Below are 14821 nucleotides of genomic sequence, written 5' to 3'. Positions count from 1 at the left end.
ATCTATCGTTGATCACTCACCGTCACTTTCGACCAAATTGAGGTCCAGTCCTTTTCTTTTATTCTTTTCTCATAAATAGCCATACGCTCTTTTGTCTCTAGAAAATATGGAGTTGGGTTTACCTCCATTTCTAAAACATCCGTGATCCCCCATGGCGCTGTAAGTATCATCTTATTCTCCTGATCCAGCTTCAGCCCAAGTGCTGTTACTGTTTCGGGAAATTTAGAAATAGCTTCCTCAGCAGAAGTATAGGCTGGGATTTGATTGACCACATGCATTCTTGCTTCATTTTTAACCGACCAAGGAATATGTGGCATCAAACTAATTAATTTTTCCTCCAGCTGCTTTTCTATCTGCTCATCCAACTGGTTTGGATTAAAATAAATAACATCTACATCCGCGGTACGTGTTGGTTCATCATACCCACTTAATGCATCCCAAATTTTTGCTCGAATGTAGCCAGCACAAACCCACCAATCCGGTAAATTTAATGTCTTTACCACCTGCAGTATTTCCATCACTTCTCTATCTGAATTCAATAAGTGTACAATATCCTCTTTGGATTTAAGCATTTGCTTCCCCTTTTCCTAAACTGACTAATAAAGCCATACCTCAAAGCCTTTACTGTTTATTATTAAAAGTACGGCAACCAAGAAGATAATATAAACCCCTATCATGCTGATTGTGTAAACATATTGCCTTTGATTACTAGCATACTTCCACTCCATAAATGCCCGCAGGCCCTCAGAGAGAAAAATCAGTAAAAATATAAGCGTCCATGGTGCCAAGTACCAAAAATCACTCATGTCTCGGCTCACATTTATAAATAAGGAGACAACCATTAGACTAAAAACAACAATACGGAGAGTCCAATCCCATTTTTTATGTTGTTCATTTATATGATTATGTGAAAAACTCTTTCGTTTCTCTACTTTAAAGACTTTCCGCATGAGTCTATCAATACCAGCGAGGAATAACCCGATTAAAATCATGAATAGAATAAACTTCCACCAATCAAATTCAACATATTCCATTATTTTCCCACTCTCTTCATAGATTAATAGTGAACCGAGACATGCGAAGCTCATACCGCGACATATCCCCCCAAACGAGACAGTCTATCCAGCAACCGCGACACAATAACGGCTAACCGAGACATGGCGAACCCCACCCGAGACAACGACTTTACCAACCGCGACAAAATAGGTTCTAACCGAGACTCAGGCTATCCTATTTGAGACACCGGCCCCTCTATCCGCGACACAGTGAGCTCCAACCGAGACACCGACTCCCCCATCCGAGTCAGCCTCCCACCAACTTCCCTATCTTTCGGCAGCTACAGGCATATATTTTGTGAAATAAGCACCTAGCATGAGGAAGATAACGGTGAGTGTCCAATTCACTATCCCCATAAAATTGACCCAATAAGCGAGCAAATTTGTAATTGCAATAAGATAGAAGCTTATAGGTGTGAGCAGCGTCTTCCAACCGGTAATACCATTTTTCTTTCTCTTGTGAATCAGATAATTAAAAGAAATTAATAGAGCAATAACTAAAATAACAGACAAAATGATTGGCACTTGAAAATCCCTCCTTTTTAACAGACTTAAACATCATTGGCTTTCATCTTAATTAATCCGTTACTACAGCATATTTTTTCACTTTATCTTCTTTATCAAAATCAATGACTAACCATTCACTATCAATAGAAATTAGCCCTCGCTCGTTTCCAAGATGATAAACGATATTATTATCATTTTTAAAATATTCTGTAATAGTCGGCTCCCCTAGAAGGCTGAAAACTTCTTCCCTTGTTTTTCCACCGATCTCATGGTCAATTAATAAATCGTCCACCATGTACACTCTTTTTCCCGTGTCGTCCTGCATCCATTTTTCAGAGGTGAAGTGCGTCTCACCTTCATTAACACCGAGCATGATCATACAGATTAGAACAGGAGCAATTCCAATGAGGGCAATTCCCGCAAAGATGCTTTTTTGCTTTCTTCTTCTGTTTTGCTCTGTTTTCTTCCATAAAGACCACTGAAATAATATGAAAGCAATAAATGGAAGCATAATAAAACTTATACTAACTACATTGTACGTTGAATGCATAAGATGAATGAAAAGAATATATCCAACCTGCAGAAGAAGATAGAATCCCCCATAAAAATAAAAAATTCGCCATAACTGGTTTGGCTTTTGTTGCATAATCATCCCCCCAATACTTCTTTATTAAAAACAAGCAAAGCACAGGCTCATCTCTCTTCCTAATCAAACACAGCTGCTTTGTTTGGGTTCTTCGCAAATTCAAACAGCATCTTAATCTGCTTTTTTGTATTTCTACCTGTTGAAAGAGTTGGCAGATCATCTTCGGCGAAGAATCTCACATCTTTTGTTTCTATTCCTGTTTCTGCCTTACCTCCAGCTAATTCACACTGCATAAAAATTTTGTAATAATGATAAGGTTGAGCTGGGTGGTCATGTTTATTCATATCCAGTAAAGCAACTAATTTCCTCGCATGTGTTTCGTAGCCTGACTCTTCCTTTATTTCTTTCACTACATTTTCAGCTGGTGAAATACCTACATCACAAAAACCACCAGGCAATGACCATTTATTATCCACTTTTTCCTTTACTAGCAAAATTTTATTATCCTTAAAAACAGCCCCGCGAATATCCACTTTAGGAGTTTGATAGCCTGTTTCATTTGTAAATAGTTCTTTAATCTTTTCCATTTCCAGGTCCGTATACTCTTCTATAATTTCGGCACTGATCTCTCTTAACTCTTCATACCTCTCAATATCATATATATCCTTTGAAAAAGTTAATCCAGCTTGAGAGAGGGATTGAATCCGTTTCGCCCATTCCAGCCATTTATCACTCATATCAATCACCTTTTTCTACAAAATGTAAAAACTTCCAGTAAATAAAACATTCCCATTCGGATTGCCCGAAAATTATTAGTCCCACTTACTCTCTAATTCTCTCTCAATTTCTTCGTTACTTATCTTGTCTCCCTCCTCCTCTTCTTTTATATGAAAATGATTGGCGATCCCAGCCAATTGGTCCCTTAAGCTTAGCAATAAATAAATCCCATAAAATAGACACCCGGCGATAATTCCAAATGCAATAATTCCACCAGGTAATCCCAGCATAAATAAAATAAGGCCCAGAAGCGTGCTTACTAAAATAGACACTATTAATTTCATATGTATAACCTCCTTACTACACTCGCCACAGTCTACTAACCCTACGATAAAAAAACAAGCCCTATAGTATTTAGCTAGAGTTGGAATAACGAGATCGTCAACTTGATTTTTCACTCTTATGCCAAAAAATCACAAACGAACTTTTCTTTCTTGTCTGTATTCCTTCCATGCTTTTATTATTTGATACCCATCGGAAGACATACCACTGTAAGCCTTATACCAGGTGGGATAAATAATTGGGACCGCTGTACAAAGGAATTGCCATGCATTCACAATTGCTATTGCTGTTACGAAATTTTTAAGTTGATATGGAAAGTCAAAAAACAGCAAAAAAATGGAAGCAAAAACAATCAAAAGGGCCATAGCAGGACCTCCGGCAGAAATAGCGATTCGCTGCATAGCATTTAACTTGTTATAGTTTTTAATAGAACAAAAGCCAACATATGCCCACTTAATACGGAAATCCATCCTACCAATATGAAACGTCTTTGTATTACTCGGCTCAATTGGACCAAGAAAAACCATTGCCCGCTCTTTTGAAATCAGTATGCCACCAATTCCATGCCCAATCTCGTGAAGTAACGTAGTTAATGGTAGAACCACAATCCAGAATATAACTATTAGTACGATCTCTATAGCATCAAATCCCATCATGCTTCCTCCCCCTCAGTCCTCCACAGTCAATCTAACACCAAATACGTAACAAATCAGATGAAACGACAATATCTCAAGGAATTGAACTACTCACCACTTAACACCCCCTTTGGGTTGTTTGAAGTGGGAGATTCTTGGGAATAGAGCGTACTTATTGACGTATTTCTTTGCCAACAGAGGTTTCTCTTATTGACCAAGCTATCCCCGTAGATTCCTACGGTTTTGTATTTTATTCACGCCAAAACCAAGGTTCTTAAGCCTTCAGCTAGGATATTTTTGCTGGCATTTATATCTCTATCGTGATGTTTATGACAAACAGAACAAGTCCAATCTCTTATTTCAAGAGATTTCTTGCCATCTTGGTGTCCGCAATCGGAACATACTTGACTAGACGGGAACCACCTATTTATTTTCACGATTGTTTTACCGTACCAATTCGCTTTGTATTCTAATTTAGACACAAAAGCAGACCATGACACGTCAGAAATTGATTTTGCTAACTTATGATTGCGTAACATTCCTTTGGTATTCAAGTCTTCGATACAGACAATATCGTGGTTTTTGATTATTTCCGTACTTAACTTGTTAAGGAAATCGTTACGTTGGTTCATTACTCTTTCGTGTAACCTAGCAACTTTACGTTTTTGCTTCTGATAATTTTTAGCATCAAAAAGGTTAATACCATTGTTTTTAGCATTTAATGCACGTCTTGACAGTTTCCTCTGTTCACGTTTCAGTTTCTTTTCTATTTTTATTGTGAACTTATTGTTGTTAATCCTGCGACCATCGGAAAGAATGGCAAAATCAGTAATGCCTAGGTCTATACCGATAGATGATTCCGTTTTCTCCAGTGGCTGTACGTCTGTTTCGGCTAAAATGGATACAAAGTATTTGCCACTAGGATTTCGTCTAACAGTAGCATTAAGGATACGACCATGTACTTCACGACTTTTAGCAAAGCGAACAAGACCAAGTTTAGGTAACTTGATGCTATTGTCTACAATAGCAATATTATTATTTGTTTCTTTAGTCGTGTAGGATTGTACGTTATTCTTTTTAGACTTGAAGCGTGGTGCTTTATTTTGTTTCTTGAAGAACCGTGTATATGAATCAGCTAGATTTTTAAGTGAGGATTGAAGGGCAATGCTATCAACTTCTTTTAGCCATACCAATTCGCTTTTTAATTTTGTTAATTCGGAAGAACAAGAATTATAAGTTAATCCTTTGCCTGTTTCTTTGTATGTATCGTTCCATTGCCCTAAAAAGCGATTGAATACGAAACGACTACATCCGATTGTTTTAGCAATTAGAATTTCCTGTTCTTTGGTAGGGTAGATACGGAATTTGTATGCCTTGTTGACTAACATTGTTTTCACCTCATTTCATTCCTTGATTTTCAATATATTTCTTAACTACATTGATGGGAGAACCGCCAGTAGTTAGTAAGCAAAAACTTCTTGACCAAAACATTTCTTTCCACAACTTTTTTCTAACTTGCGGAAAGTCTTTTTTGATTAATCGTGAACTAGCACTTTTATAAGCATTAATGAACTTTGATAATTCCGTGTTAGGATGTGCTTTGAACAGGATGTGCACATGGTCTTTATCATGATTCCACTCAACTAGAGAGATATTATATTTTTCGCCTAGCTTTACAAACATATCTTTAGCAAAGTCAGATACTTTGTCATCAAAGACTTCTCTACGATATTTCACAACTAGCACAAGATGATAATACATCGAGAATACTGAATGATTATTACTGTCCAATTTCATTTTACTATCAGCCTTTCATTTATATAAGACTGATTATACTATTAAGGTATGAAGCAAGCAAAAAAAAACCTTAGGCTATCGCCTAACCGACATTCATCTCCCACCTATCGTTGAGCTTCGTCATACACACGACTGAGGAGGGAGTCTTCTGTCGGAAAACGATAAAATTTCCCCCTTCTTCATTTCCGTATCCTTGTTTTTCAAATTGGAAGGTAAACCCTTTTGCTTCATAAAAAGGGATACCCATTGTATTTCCTTTTTGGACGGAAACCCATTGCTTCATGGCTCCAAAACTTTTCTGTTGCGCAGTAATCGCATTCAATATTTGCGTGCCAATTCCTTCATTTTTCCTATCGGGATCCATATATAATACATAGACCTCTCCAGTAGCCTTATCAATCATGCCTCCACCACCAGCGCCTAACACCTTGTCACCATCGACAGCGACAAAATAGCCACCCCAATATCTGTTAGTTTCCTTCACTTCTTTTAAAATGCGATTTGTATTATAAAACTCGTCCACGATTCTATGTATGTAACCCTCAGGGTGTGAAGAACCATACGTTGCCCAGTAACCATCCATACATACTTTTGCTATTCCGTCAACATGGCTTTCGTTTGCTTTTATAACTTCTATTGCCACTTTTTCCACTTCTTTCTATCAATAGTTGGGAAGCCATCTACCACACCCTGCTTATTTTGCATTCAGAAAATAAACCAGGTTGTCTGTCCACTCCTCGAATTCATAGATAAACCCTTTTCTAGTACATTCAAATTCCATTCCTGCACTTTCCGCTAATTTGATGGATGGTTGGTTATCAATATTTATATGTGCTTCTACTCGATGAAAATGAAGTTCTTTAAAAGCAAGACTCAATGCTTCTTTAACTGCTTCCTTACCATAGCCGTTTCTCCAATATTGATTATGAATGGTGTAACCAAGAAGTCCCCATTGGAATTCGTCTCTCATTATGGTACTTAGCTCAACCTTACCAATATGCTTCTGATCAGATTTTCGAAAGACACCAAAAACATAAGCCTCATCTCGATCAGCTAATTGTTGAAGCTTGGTAATTACATCTTCATTAAATTTTTGTGGCGTCCAACCATGCATATCCATTTTATTTCCATCGTATTTATGCTGGGAAGGAAGTCTGTTTCGAAAACCTTCCATCCAGCGTTCATAATCCTGGTTTTGAAGTGGTCGAATTATCAATCTATCTGTTTCTGATTTAATATTGTGTATTTCTGGCTTCAATAAAACATCTCCCTAGTGTGAATTTCTCTATAATTCCCCTTTTAAAATTTCCTTTTTTAAACAAAACTAATTTAAAAACCCTTTTATATCCGCTAAAAGAGATTGATCGCTCCAATGTACGTAATGGCCACTTTTCACTGGGCGATAAATGATTGGCAATCGATCATTTCTTTGAATCTTTTTTATGTATTTACATGTATTTTCTTGCTCCTCCATATCAACACCTGTAAATGTGGCATATGCCAAATAGGTAGGTACCTTAATATGTTTAAGCAATCTCGGAATATTAAGATTGTAGTAACCAAACAGAAGATTTAATCCATCTGTCGTCATATTTACGTTTTCTTTCAGAGCTTTTCTCACATAAGAACTTTCATCAATAGCAACCAGCTCACAAAACTGTTTCACACGTTTATCAAAATCTTCATCTTCCTCATTTGAACTTGCAAACAATGGTCTCAGTAGTTTTAGAAATGAATTTCCAAATAGTGCCGCCATGACGTTTAATACAGGAAAGGAATAGGCAAAAACACCAAATTCTGTCTTAGGGATTCTTGGCATAGGCTTGTGACCTTGATCAAGCAGAACAAGCTTCTTTATTTTTTCTGGATAATGTTTTGCAAATGCTAACAGAACCCCTCCTCCCAAGGAATGGCCTATAAAGCTTGCTTTATCAATATTTTTTTGATCCAAATACCCTTTTAACCATTTTGCCATAGCTAGTGAAGTGACTCTACCTTGTATCCCGAGTCCCCTGCCAAACCCTGGCAAGTCCAACATATGGGTCTCGAAATTATCTTGCAGATAGTCAGCGATAATAAGCCCTTCATTCCCTGTAAAACCAGCTGCAGGAAGAAAAATCAATTTATCTCCCTTTCCTATTATTTCTGAATAATAATCATACAAAATAGCATTTTCCATCCTTATCTGACCATCTATTTAACAGTAATTTCCCTAATTTTTTAACCTACTTCTATATTTTTTCATAAATTTCGATTAGTGAGCCTGCAGGATCTCTAAAGTGAGCTACCTTAATCCCCCATTCCTTTTGATCCGTAGGTGTTGTAATAAACTTCACCCTGCTATTCAATTCTTGATATGTCTCTTCAACGTTTTTTACTTTAAAAATTAGAGCTGTTCTATCAACCTGCTCAGCATTCGAAGTATAATCCTCTCCTAAGGCTTCTACCATCTGTTTACAATCAAAAACACCCAGGGTAGCACTATTAAATTTGAAGTCAGCATAATTAGAATTTTCGTCTCCCCAAGTGACCTCAAATCCTAATACATCTCTATAAAACAAAAAGCATTCTCTGTAATTATCTACAAGTAACCGAGTGTGGGTAAATTCCAATAAAAGCACCTCATCTTTTTTACATTCATTTAAATTAGACCTTATAACGAAGAGGAAAAATTTTTGTTCATGTCCCTGTTTTCAATGAAATTTTTAATTACTATACTATTAATTTAACTTTAACATAAAAGGTAATATTTAGAATCCGCATTAAATCTTATACTTCTTAGAGATAATTTCCAAATACAGGTTAAGGATCTCCTCTTTACCTCGTTACTTATTATGTGACTGTGACATTGTAGGTTTAGGTATCCGAATTAAAAGGAAACACTTTTGTACACTTTTATTAACTATGCTCAAATTCAACCGTCGATTTAACCTATTTTAGTTACATTCTATTTCTAATAGAAGAACAATCGAAGGAGGTACAAGATGAAATACACGGGTGTAGGATTGGTTATGCTGGCAGCTATATGCTGGGGCATAAGTGGGGGAATTGCCGATATTTTAATGACGAGAGGCTGGAATCCTATTGTAATTTCATTTTACAGAGGAGCTATTGGGTTTATATGCTTTTTCGCATGGTTTATCTTTCGTTTTAGAGAAAATAAGAGCACATCCAGTCGTCTATACTTATGGTCCATAGTTGCTGGTATTGGTGTAGCAGGAAATTTCACGCTTTATTTTCTAAGTATCGAATCTTCAAGCGTGGCCGTTGCAGCTACATTAATGTACACTGCACCTGTGTTTGTTCTTTTAATCTCTTTTTTACTACGTATAGAACGTTCCTCTTGGTTTAAATGGGGATGCATTTTTAGTGTGCTTATAGGAATAATTTTACTTACAGGCACCTACAATACCAATTCAGGGACAGTAAGTTTTCTCGGATTGGCAGCTGGGCTTTCTGCGGGTCTATCATATACTTTGTTTATATTCGGTTTTAAAAATGCCTCTTCCATAGGTAAAACGCAGACTACGTTAACCCTCGCCTTTTTTTCATTTTGTCTCATTCTTTTTCTATTTGTTGATAAAAATGAAGCCGCTACTGTATTGACGTCTGGCGATATAGGTTGGTTTCTTTTACTTGGAATCTTGGGTGCCGGAATTTCATTTATATTTTATGTAATTGGGATACGTAAGACTGCCCCTACAACTGCTTCAATGGTTGCCATGGTAGAACCAGTAACAGCTTCATTATTTGGTGTCTTGCTGTTAGGAGATCAACTGACTCTCATTCAATTTTTTGGAATGGTAATTATCCTAGCTACAATCACTATCCTTAGTGTAAAACAGTCTAATTGAGGGAGTCTAAAAAGTGTAAGTACTTACTTAACAACTTATAATCTACACCTCACTTAGGGGGAGCTGAGCCTATATTGCAACAGCTTTGCAACAGACTTAGCCAATCTCCACTTTCTAAAGGCCTACTTTTTCAGCACAATCGGCTGTTTATTTCTCCGTTCCATGTAAAAACCTCGCTGTATGAATCGTTATGCATCTATGCGTATCTGCAATATCCTTCCCATCTATCGGTCTTTTTCTGGCAACTTTTCCATCAACACTAATATAAGCGTTGCTAATGGACCAAGCAATAAAGAAATGAAAAACCAATTCAGACCCGATCTATTTTTACCTTGTGCCAACCCAGCATTAATAAGCATTAGCGTTCCCCAACCAACGAAATATTGATCTTCCACTGTATTCCTCCTCTGGCTATTCTTTTCTGAAGCTTTTACTATTGGCGCTTTTTAGGTGGCTCTGTTGTTACATAGGTCTGTGCAATTAAATCATGAATGGTACGCTTATCTTCTCTTATACCGATCATAAACGCACTTATGATTAAACCTATTCCCAATGTTAAAATGTAGATGATACCTCCCAAAATATCTCTTAGTAGCATCGTACCAATACCGACCCTTTTTCCATCTACCCTAACAATACGATTGCCCGCCATTCTTCTACCTAGAGTGTATCCATACCAGATGATGGGTAATAAAATACCATATATTAGCCCTGCATAATCAATTGGATAGATGATTTCAGAATCATAGAATTTCCCATAAATAAAGTACGAAATAATTCCAACACCTATAAAAATAATCAGTGAATCTAAAACTCTAGCTAAAAATCTATTTTGAAAGCCTGCTGGATTAGTAATAGTCATATCTATATCTTCCTCCTTTTTCCCATAAAAAGGAATTGGTAGTCGCTTACAATTTAAAACTTGTTACTTACAAACATCACTTAATGAAACTAAACTGCTTACTCACTAGAAAATTCAATGGTTTCTTCAAAGCTTTCACCTGCAACAGTCTCCCACATCACTGTAATTGTTATGTCCTCGACTTTATCAGGTAACACATCAACATTGTCATCAGGAAGACTAACGGACAATTGGAAAGTGGTCTCCTCTTCTTTTATATTTCTTCTATTACCAGATCCACCTACACTAAATGTTTCGGGATAATTGATTTCATAAGAAAGACTCTTCAGTTGCTCACTGCCAATGTATTCCATTTCCCCCTTTCCTACTTGCTCGTGCTCACCTATTTCATAAGCTATCCTGGAGCTCCAATTTTGGCTCTCTCCCTGAACATTTATCACCTTCTGACCAGAGCAACCGACGGTGAATAACAGGGTTAGTAATACAAAAGTTGAAATTAATTTTCTACCCATATCCAAACCTCCTTCAGGTTGATTAGATAATAAAGTGTTCTCTTATCTTAAAAAAGTTACCGGGTAATAGTTAACATTTTAAATAATCAGATATTTAACATTATGTTTAGCTATTTTTCTTATATACATAGCAATGATTCAGCCTGATATATAGAGTGGGCTATTTTAGCCGTTGTTCATCACTAAATATAGCCCTTAAAAATACTTACGAAATTTTCCAGTAAAAGGTTTCACTAATTAAGCCTTACCTTCTTCTTTTTATAAATAGGTACAATAAAATAGCAACAAGTAAAAGCAATACAACGTAAATCACTTTGGAGTAGATTCCCATATATTCTACGACTACTTCCCAGGAATTGCCTAGAGACGCACCTAAATTCACAAGAACAATATTCCAAATCAAAGTACCTAGCGTAGTGAATAAAAGAAACAAACCAACATTCATATTTGACATCCCAGCAGGAATAGAAATCAAACTTCGTATTAATGGAACGAAACGGCAGAAAAAGACTGTCCAAGGACCGTATTTATCAAACCATCTATCCGCCTTATGGATATCCTTTTTTGTTATTCGAAGAACGTGCCCCCATCTATCAACAATCTTTTCTAACTTTGCGACATCAAGTTGCAGACCTATCATGTACAGAATAATAGCTCCTACGACCGAACCAGCCGTTGCTGAGGTAATTACTCCTATTACGCTCAGCTTAGAGGTGGTTGTCATAAAGCCTCCGAACGTCAATATGACTTCAGACGGGATTGGGGGAAAAATATTTTCAAGGGCGATGAGAAACATAATCCCCATATAACCAAATTCACTCATAATATCTGTTAACCAATTTTCCATACGCTTCCCCTTTTACATTACTCCTCGTGCATCCGATTTTTTAGTTTACTCCAATGCTAGTTTAGTAGTTTTTGAATATATTTCGTCTTCCATATTGCAAAGCCAATTAAAGCTCCAATCATATTCAGGATAAAATCATCGATATCAAAGCTTCCTCTTCTTGTTACTAATTGAATCACTTCAATGAAAAATAACAAGACAATCATGGAAAGGACAAATCTACCTAGTCCTGCTATTTTCTTAATAAGAAATGGCAGGTAAATACCCATTGGCAAAAACATAAATAAATTACCAACGAGGTTTTTAATCGGAATATTCCTATTCATACTATTATCAACGAACGCCGTAAAATATGTATTAATCGTTTTAAAGGGAACAAAATTTGAAGAGGTTTTCATGTATTCCAAAAGCGTTAGGTCTGTATACAAATAACCTCTGTTCCCTATAAACAACAGTATTACCAATGCAACTAGATAAAACATAAAGCTAATTTTTAAAATAACCTTTATGAACTTTTCCACTTTCTTCCTCACTTCTATCTGAATTATAGTTGATTTATTAATAACAATTAATGTAAAGCTCCAGCTTCATACTTTTTTTCCTGCCATGCCCATTCTTACAACGTGGTTTTTGTATTAGAAAGAGAAGTGATGAAAGGGCGAACGAGTTGCTGTACCGTAAAGATTCCCACTGCATATAAAAAGATGTTAACGAGTGATGGCTGATCCATATTTTTACCAGTCACTAATGTAAAAATAAGAACTAAACTTATGATCACGTCTATTGCCTGGCTTTTTTTAGTAGAGTATTGTTTTTCATGACAATTGGGACATCTCATCCCTTTCCTAAGCCTAAGCTGTTCTATGGTTGTTTGGCCATACGTCCATTTATAGTTACAGTTCTCACATACAGGCATATGTATCCCTTCTTATCTCAATAATATCTACCAAATTGTCTGATCCTCAAGAACTTATTTAATTAAAAAGTGCGTCCAATTTTTGAGAAATTGTTATTATTGACGTTATTTAACTTATCATTTATTTAAATCTGTAAGCAACATCCCATACACAATGCTATCTGTCCATTCCCCTTTATTCCAAAAATCTTGTATAAAATGAGCTTCTTTTCTCATACCTATACGCTCACATAATTTTTTTGACGCTACGTTTCTAGCATCAAGGTTAGCTTGTATTCGATGAACATTAAATTCATTGAATAGATTTTCGGCTAAACTTCTTGTGGCTTCAGTTGCATAGCCCTTACCTGACACTGTATTTAAAAAACTGAAACCAATTTCAACAGTATCCTTCATATCGGTGTACCATACTGATAGATCACCAATTACTTTAGTACCATTTACAACTGCCAAACTCAATACTGATTCCTTTGTTAGTGCACTATTATCTAACTTCTTATTAAACTCTTTCTCAAGATTTTCGACTGTCCACCTATCATGCAAAAGATATTTACATGTATTATTGTTATTGTAAATATTAAATACATCATCTATATCATTACTTTCAAATGGCCTAATTAATAATCTTTCAGTGTAAATCTTCAAAGAAACTCCTCCTTTGAATGTGAAATATTTAGTGACTTAGCCGCCTCTTTAGTCTGTTAAATATCATACAATAGAAAATCCTGGGCTCTTTTTATTCAAATGTAGGCCCGGTGAGTCCTTCCCAGTATGTAAATTAAACCATTCGTATATTCTTAGAGATGGACAAGCTTACTTAATCGGCTTTCGAAGGTTTCTTTTAACTCTGTCGCCAACTCCTCTACGGCTAAAACCTTTCTCATTCCTTCCACATTCTTTTGGCTTCGGAAGTAAATCTCATTGCTATAAAGAACAGATACCTGTTTTGGATGAGGATCCAATAATGTAATTCGAGAATCCTGACGCACAATGCCTTCTTCTAAAACCCGGCATAAATAGCCGGTAAAACCTGTTTGTATCATTCTCTTTAGTAGAGAAGGATTATTCGTTCTCTTTGTAATCGTACTGCATGGAATTCTGCTTTGAGTGATTTGGATGACTGCCTCTCCAATACGAAAAATATCCCCTAAATGTACATCTTTTTCAAGCATATTCGTAACAGTTACATTTTCACCAAAATTCGCTTGAGGCAAGGGCTTTCCAAATTCCTTTTCCCAATGCGCATAATGTTCAAAGGGATATACACATACGGCACGATCAGGCCCACCATGATACCGCAAGTCTGCAACATCATCTCCATAGAAGCCCCCCTTGTGTAAGAATGCTTCATCTGTTGCTTGTTTACAAATTCCCGTTTTTATTTCTTTATCCTCCTCGTACTTCATTACTTTCGGTAAACCAATAGAAAAACCCTTTAACTCTCTTACTAAAGTATCTTGCAATTGCTTGCACACCTCCAGATTAATAGTTTATTGCTTGTTCCCATAAACGCGCCATCTAATTGAATAACTCATCAGCTTCTTAGCTACTCTGCTTAAAAAGTAAGAAACTCATAAAATTAATACATTTAGATATTATCTATAGATGTATTGGTAAATAAATTACTACTTCCTCATCACTATTATCCATAGGATGATAGGTTTCCACAATATAAGACTCTAAATTCCTTTTATAACCCTTGTCATATGCCCCCTTTAATAAATATCTATATAGGTTATCAATATTAATTATTTTCCCCTTGGTCGTGAGATATGTTTGGGAGGTTTCAATATAATCCATTCCAACTGGAATATTTTTCAGAGGCTCATTAACAATAATTCCAACATAATAGTGACCTTCCAGATGTTTAGCATCCCTTTTCGGTTCAAAAAGAGCTATTTCAGTACCCGAATGATTTTCAACTTCATCTAAACGAGTTAGAAATTCCCGGGCAAGTTTTGGAACTTCTGTATCGAGGTTGGCATAGACTCCACTACCTTTTATACCTACAACTCTAAAGATTTCGTTAACCTTTCTGCATTCCATCGGTATCCCCCATTTTTTGTAAATATTCAAAATATGATTATTGCAAAAATCATAAAATTTATTATAACTTCGTTTTACTTAATAGGTTTCCTGAACAAAATGGCTTGATTCAAGCATACCTTTTATTTCATAATTTGTACTTACC

Annotated in this window: 23 protein-coding genes; 1 reads left to right on the top strand and 22 read right to left on the bottom strand. The window is 36.1% G+C overall.

All coding sequences use genetic code 11. The features are described 5' to 3' along the window. Positions 1-2: 2 nt before the first annotated feature. From BME96_RS05350 to BME96_RS05290, 13 genes are all read right to left on the bottom strand, one after another. A complete protein-coding gene (locus tag BME96_RS05350) occupies positions 3-572 on the bottom strand; it encodes a nucleotidyltransferase family protein (RefSeq protein ID WP_071648511.1) in 570 nt (189 codons plus the stop codon). Between the two features lie 24 nt (positions 573-596). Then, positions 597-1034 carry a DUF4181 domain-containing protein gene (locus BME96_RS05345; protein ID WP_071649961.1) on the bottom strand — a complete coding sequence of 146 codons (438 nt, stop codon included), beginning with the start codon at positions 1032-1034 and terminating at the stop codon, positions 597-599. A gap of 288 nt (positions 1035-1322) precedes the next feature. Then, positions 1323-1580, bottom strand: coding sequence for a hypothetical protein (locus BME96_RS05340; protein ID WP_071648510.1), 258 nt, complete (start codon positions 1578-1580; stop codon positions 1323-1325). 52 nt (positions 1581-1632) lie between these two features. Next, on the bottom strand, positions 1633-2208 hold the full coding sequence (gene bamE / locus BME96_RS05335; RefSeq protein ID WP_071648509.1) for an outer membrane protein assembly factor BamE domain-containing protein: 576 nt from the start codon (positions 2206-2208) through the stop codon (positions 1633-1635). A gap of 59 nt (positions 2209-2267) precedes the next feature. Further along, complete coding sequence (locus BME96_RS05330; RefSeq protein ID WP_071648508.1) at positions 2268-2885, bottom strand: NUDIX hydrolase; 618 nt, start codon at positions 2883-2885, stop codon at positions 2268-2270. A gap of 75 nt (positions 2886-2960) precedes the next feature. After that, positions 2961-3209, bottom strand: a complete 249-nt coding sequence (locus tag BME96_RS05325) for a hypothetical protein (RefSeq protein WP_060678656.1) — start codon at positions 3207-3209, stop codon at positions 2961-2963. A gap of 129 nt (positions 3210-3338) precedes the next feature. Continuing rightward, on the bottom strand, positions 3339-3863 hold the full coding sequence (locus tag BME96_RS05320; protein WP_071648507.1) for a hypothetical protein: 525 nt from the start codon (positions 3861-3863) through the stop codon (positions 3339-3341). Positions 3864-4096: 233 nt separating this feature from the next. Further along, positions 4097-5230: an IS200/IS605 family element RNA-guided endonuclease TnpB gene (gene tnpB / locus BME96_RS05315; RefSeq protein WP_071648506.1), complete on the bottom strand. Its 1134-nt coding sequence runs from the start codon at positions 5228-5230 to the stop codon at positions 4097-4099. A 10-nt stretch (positions 5231-5240) separates the two neighbouring features. Further along, positions 5241-5639 carry an IS200/IS605 family transposase gene (tnpA, locus tag BME96_RS05310; protein WP_060678139.1) on the bottom strand — a complete coding sequence of 133 codons (399 nt, stop codon included), beginning with the start codon at positions 5637-5639 and terminating at the stop codon, positions 5241-5243. An 82-nt stretch (positions 5640-5721) separates the two neighbouring features. Next, complete coding sequence (locus BME96_RS05305) at positions 5722-6282, bottom strand: GNAT family N-acetyltransferase (RefSeq protein ID WP_231478672.1); 561 nt, start codon at positions 6280-6282, stop codon at positions 5722-5724. Between the two features lie 51 nt (positions 6283-6333). Beyond that, complete coding sequence (locus BME96_RS05300; RefSeq protein ID WP_077357093.1) at positions 6334-6897, bottom strand: GNAT family N-acetyltransferase; 564 nt, start codon at positions 6895-6897, stop codon at positions 6334-6336. A 66-nt stretch (positions 6898-6963) separates the two neighbouring features. Continuing rightward, the gene (locus BME96_RS05295; protein ID WP_231478671.1) at positions 6964-7818 is read right to left on the bottom strand and encodes an alpha/beta fold hydrolase; all 855 of its coding nucleotides are present in this window, start codon (positions 7816-7818) and stop codon (positions 6964-6966) included. A gap of 52 nt (positions 7819-7870) precedes the next feature. Further along, positions 7871-8260: a glyoxalase/bleomycin resistance/extradiol dioxygenase family protein gene (locus BME96_RS05290; protein WP_071648504.1), complete on the bottom strand. Its 390-nt coding sequence runs from the start codon at positions 8258-8260 to the stop codon at positions 7871-7873. A gap of 363 nt (positions 8261-8623) precedes the next feature. Between BME96_RS05290 and BME96_RS05285 the strand changes: the two genes are divergently transcribed. After that, positions 8624-9493: a DMT family transporter gene (locus BME96_RS05285; protein WP_071648503.1), complete on the top strand. Its 870-nt coding sequence runs from the start codon at positions 8624-8626 to the stop codon at positions 9491-9493. A 224-nt stretch (positions 9494-9717) separates the two neighbouring features. On the opposite strand, the gene BME96_RS19765 is transcribed toward BME96_RS05285, so the two are convergent. The 9 genes from BME96_RS19765 to BME96_RS05245 form a co-directional block, all read right to left on the bottom strand. Beyond that, positions 9718-9888, bottom strand: coding sequence for a hypothetical protein (locus tag BME96_RS19765; protein ID WP_189777346.1), 171 nt, complete (start codon positions 9886-9888; stop codon positions 9718-9720). A 38-nt stretch (positions 9889-9926) separates the two neighbouring features. Continuing rightward, positions 9927-10355: an RDD family protein gene (locus BME96_RS05280; RefSeq protein WP_071648502.1), complete on the bottom strand. Its 429-nt coding sequence runs from the start codon at positions 10353-10355 to the stop codon at positions 9927-9929. A 98-nt stretch (positions 10356-10453) separates the two neighbouring features. Then, positions 10454-10867 carry a hypothetical protein gene (locus tag BME96_RS05275; protein WP_071648501.1) on the bottom strand — a complete coding sequence of 138 codons (414 nt, stop codon included), beginning with the start codon at positions 10865-10867 and terminating at the stop codon, positions 10454-10456. A gap of 244 nt (positions 10868-11111) precedes the next feature. Continuing rightward, positions 11112-11714: a DedA family protein gene (locus BME96_RS05270; RefSeq protein WP_060678647.1), complete on the bottom strand. Its 603-nt coding sequence runs from the start codon at positions 11712-11714 to the stop codon at positions 11112-11114. A 56-nt stretch (positions 11715-11770) separates the two neighbouring features. Then, positions 11771-12235, bottom strand: a complete 465-nt coding sequence (locus BME96_RS05265; RefSeq protein WP_060678646.1) for a VanZ family protein — start codon at positions 12233-12235, stop codon at positions 11771-11773. A 95-nt stretch (positions 12236-12330) separates the two neighbouring features. Beyond that, the gene (locus tag BME96_RS05260) at positions 12331-12630 is read right to left on the bottom strand and encodes a TIGR04104 family putative zinc finger protein (protein ID WP_071648500.1); all 300 of its coding nucleotides are present in this window, start codon (positions 12628-12630) and stop codon (positions 12331-12333) included. 117 nt (positions 12631-12747) lie between these two features. After that, the gene (locus BME96_RS05255; RefSeq protein WP_071648499.1) at positions 12748-13275 is read right to left on the bottom strand and encodes a GNAT family N-acetyltransferase; all 528 of its coding nucleotides are present in this window, start codon (positions 13273-13275) and stop codon (positions 12748-12750) included. Between the two features lie 152 nt (positions 13276-13427). Then, on the bottom strand, positions 13428-14036 hold the full coding sequence (locus tag BME96_RS05250; RefSeq protein WP_071649959.1) for an MOSC domain-containing protein: 609 nt from the start codon (positions 14034-14036) through the stop codon (positions 13428-13430). Positions 14037-14229: 193 nt separating this feature from the next. After that, positions 14230-14676: an effector binding domain-containing protein gene (locus BME96_RS05245; RefSeq protein WP_071648498.1), complete on the bottom strand. Its 447-nt coding sequence runs from the start codon at positions 14674-14676 to the stop codon at positions 14230-14232. Between the last annotated feature and the right edge of the window lie 145 nt (positions 14677-14821).

It is taken from the genome of Virgibacillus halodenitrificans, assembly GCF_001878675.1.
GTDB lineage: Bacteria > Bacillota > Bacilli > Bacillales > Amphibacillaceae > Virgibacillus_Q > Virgibacillus_Q halodenitrificans.
This window is presented reverse-complemented; position numbering and strand designations above follow the sequence as displayed.

Excerpts from the sequence above, each read along its gene's own strand:
- BME96_RS05350 (WP_071648511.1), bottom strand. The coding sequence starts at position 572 with ATGCTTAAATCCAAAGAGGATATTGTACACTTATTGAATTCAGATAGA.
- BME96_RS05345 (WP_071649961.1), bottom strand. The coding sequence starts at position 1,034 with ATGGAATATGTTGAATTTGATTGGTGGAAGTTTATTCTATTCATGATT.
- bamE (WP_071648509.1), bottom strand. The coding sequence starts at position 2,208 with ATGCAACAAAAGCCAAACCAGTTATGGCGAATTTTTTATTTTTATGGG.
- BME96_RS05330 (WP_071648508.1), bottom strand. The coding sequence starts at position 2,885 with ATGAGTGATAAATGGCTGGAATGGGCGAAACGGATTCAATCCCTCTCT.
- BME96_RS05325 (WP_060678656.1), bottom strand. The coding sequence starts at position 3,209 with ATGAAATTAATAGTGTCTATTTTAGTAAGCACGCTTCTGGGCCTTATT.
- BME96_RS05320 (WP_071648507.1), bottom strand. The coding sequence starts at position 3,863 with ATGATGGGATTTGATGCTATAGAGATCGTACTAATAGTTATATTCTGG.
- tnpB (WP_071648506.1), bottom strand. The coding sequence starts at position 5,230 with ATGTTAGTCAACAAGGCATACAAATTCCGTATCTACCCTACCAAAGAA.
- tnpA (WP_060678139.1), bottom strand. The coding sequence starts at position 5,639 with ATGAAATTGGACAGTAATAATCATTCAGTATTCTCGATGTATTATCAT.
- BME96_RS05295 (WP_231478671.1), bottom strand. The coding sequence starts at position 7,818 with ATGGAAAATGCTATTTTGTATGATTATTATTCAGAAATAATAGGAAAG.
- BME96_RS05285 (WP_071648503.1), top strand. The coding sequence starts at position 8,624 with ATGAAATACACGGGTGTAGGATTGGTTATGCTGGCAGCTATATGCTGG.
- BME96_RS05280 (WP_071648502.1), bottom strand. The coding sequence starts at position 10,355 with ATGACTATTACTAATCCAGCAGGCTTTCAAAATAGATTTTTAGCTAGA.
- BME96_RS05275 (WP_071648501.1), bottom strand. The coding sequence starts at position 10,867 with ATGGGTAGAAAATTAATTTCAACTTTTGTATTACTAACCCTGTTATTC.
- BME96_RS05270 (WP_060678647.1), bottom strand. The coding sequence starts at position 11,714 with ATGGAAAATTGGTTAACAGATATTATGAGTGAATTTGGTTATATGGGG.
- BME96_RS05260 (WP_071648500.1), bottom strand. The coding sequence starts at position 12,630 with ATGCCTGTATGTGAGAACTGTAACTATAAATGGACGTATGGCCAAACA.
- BME96_RS05250 (WP_071649959.1), bottom strand. The coding sequence starts at position 14,036 with ATGAAGTACGAGGAGGATAAAGAAATAAAAACGGGAATTTGTAAACAA.
- BME96_RS05245 (WP_071648498.1), bottom strand. The coding sequence starts at position 14,676 with ATGGAATGCAGAAAGGTTAACGAAATCTTTAGAGTTGTAGGTATAAAA.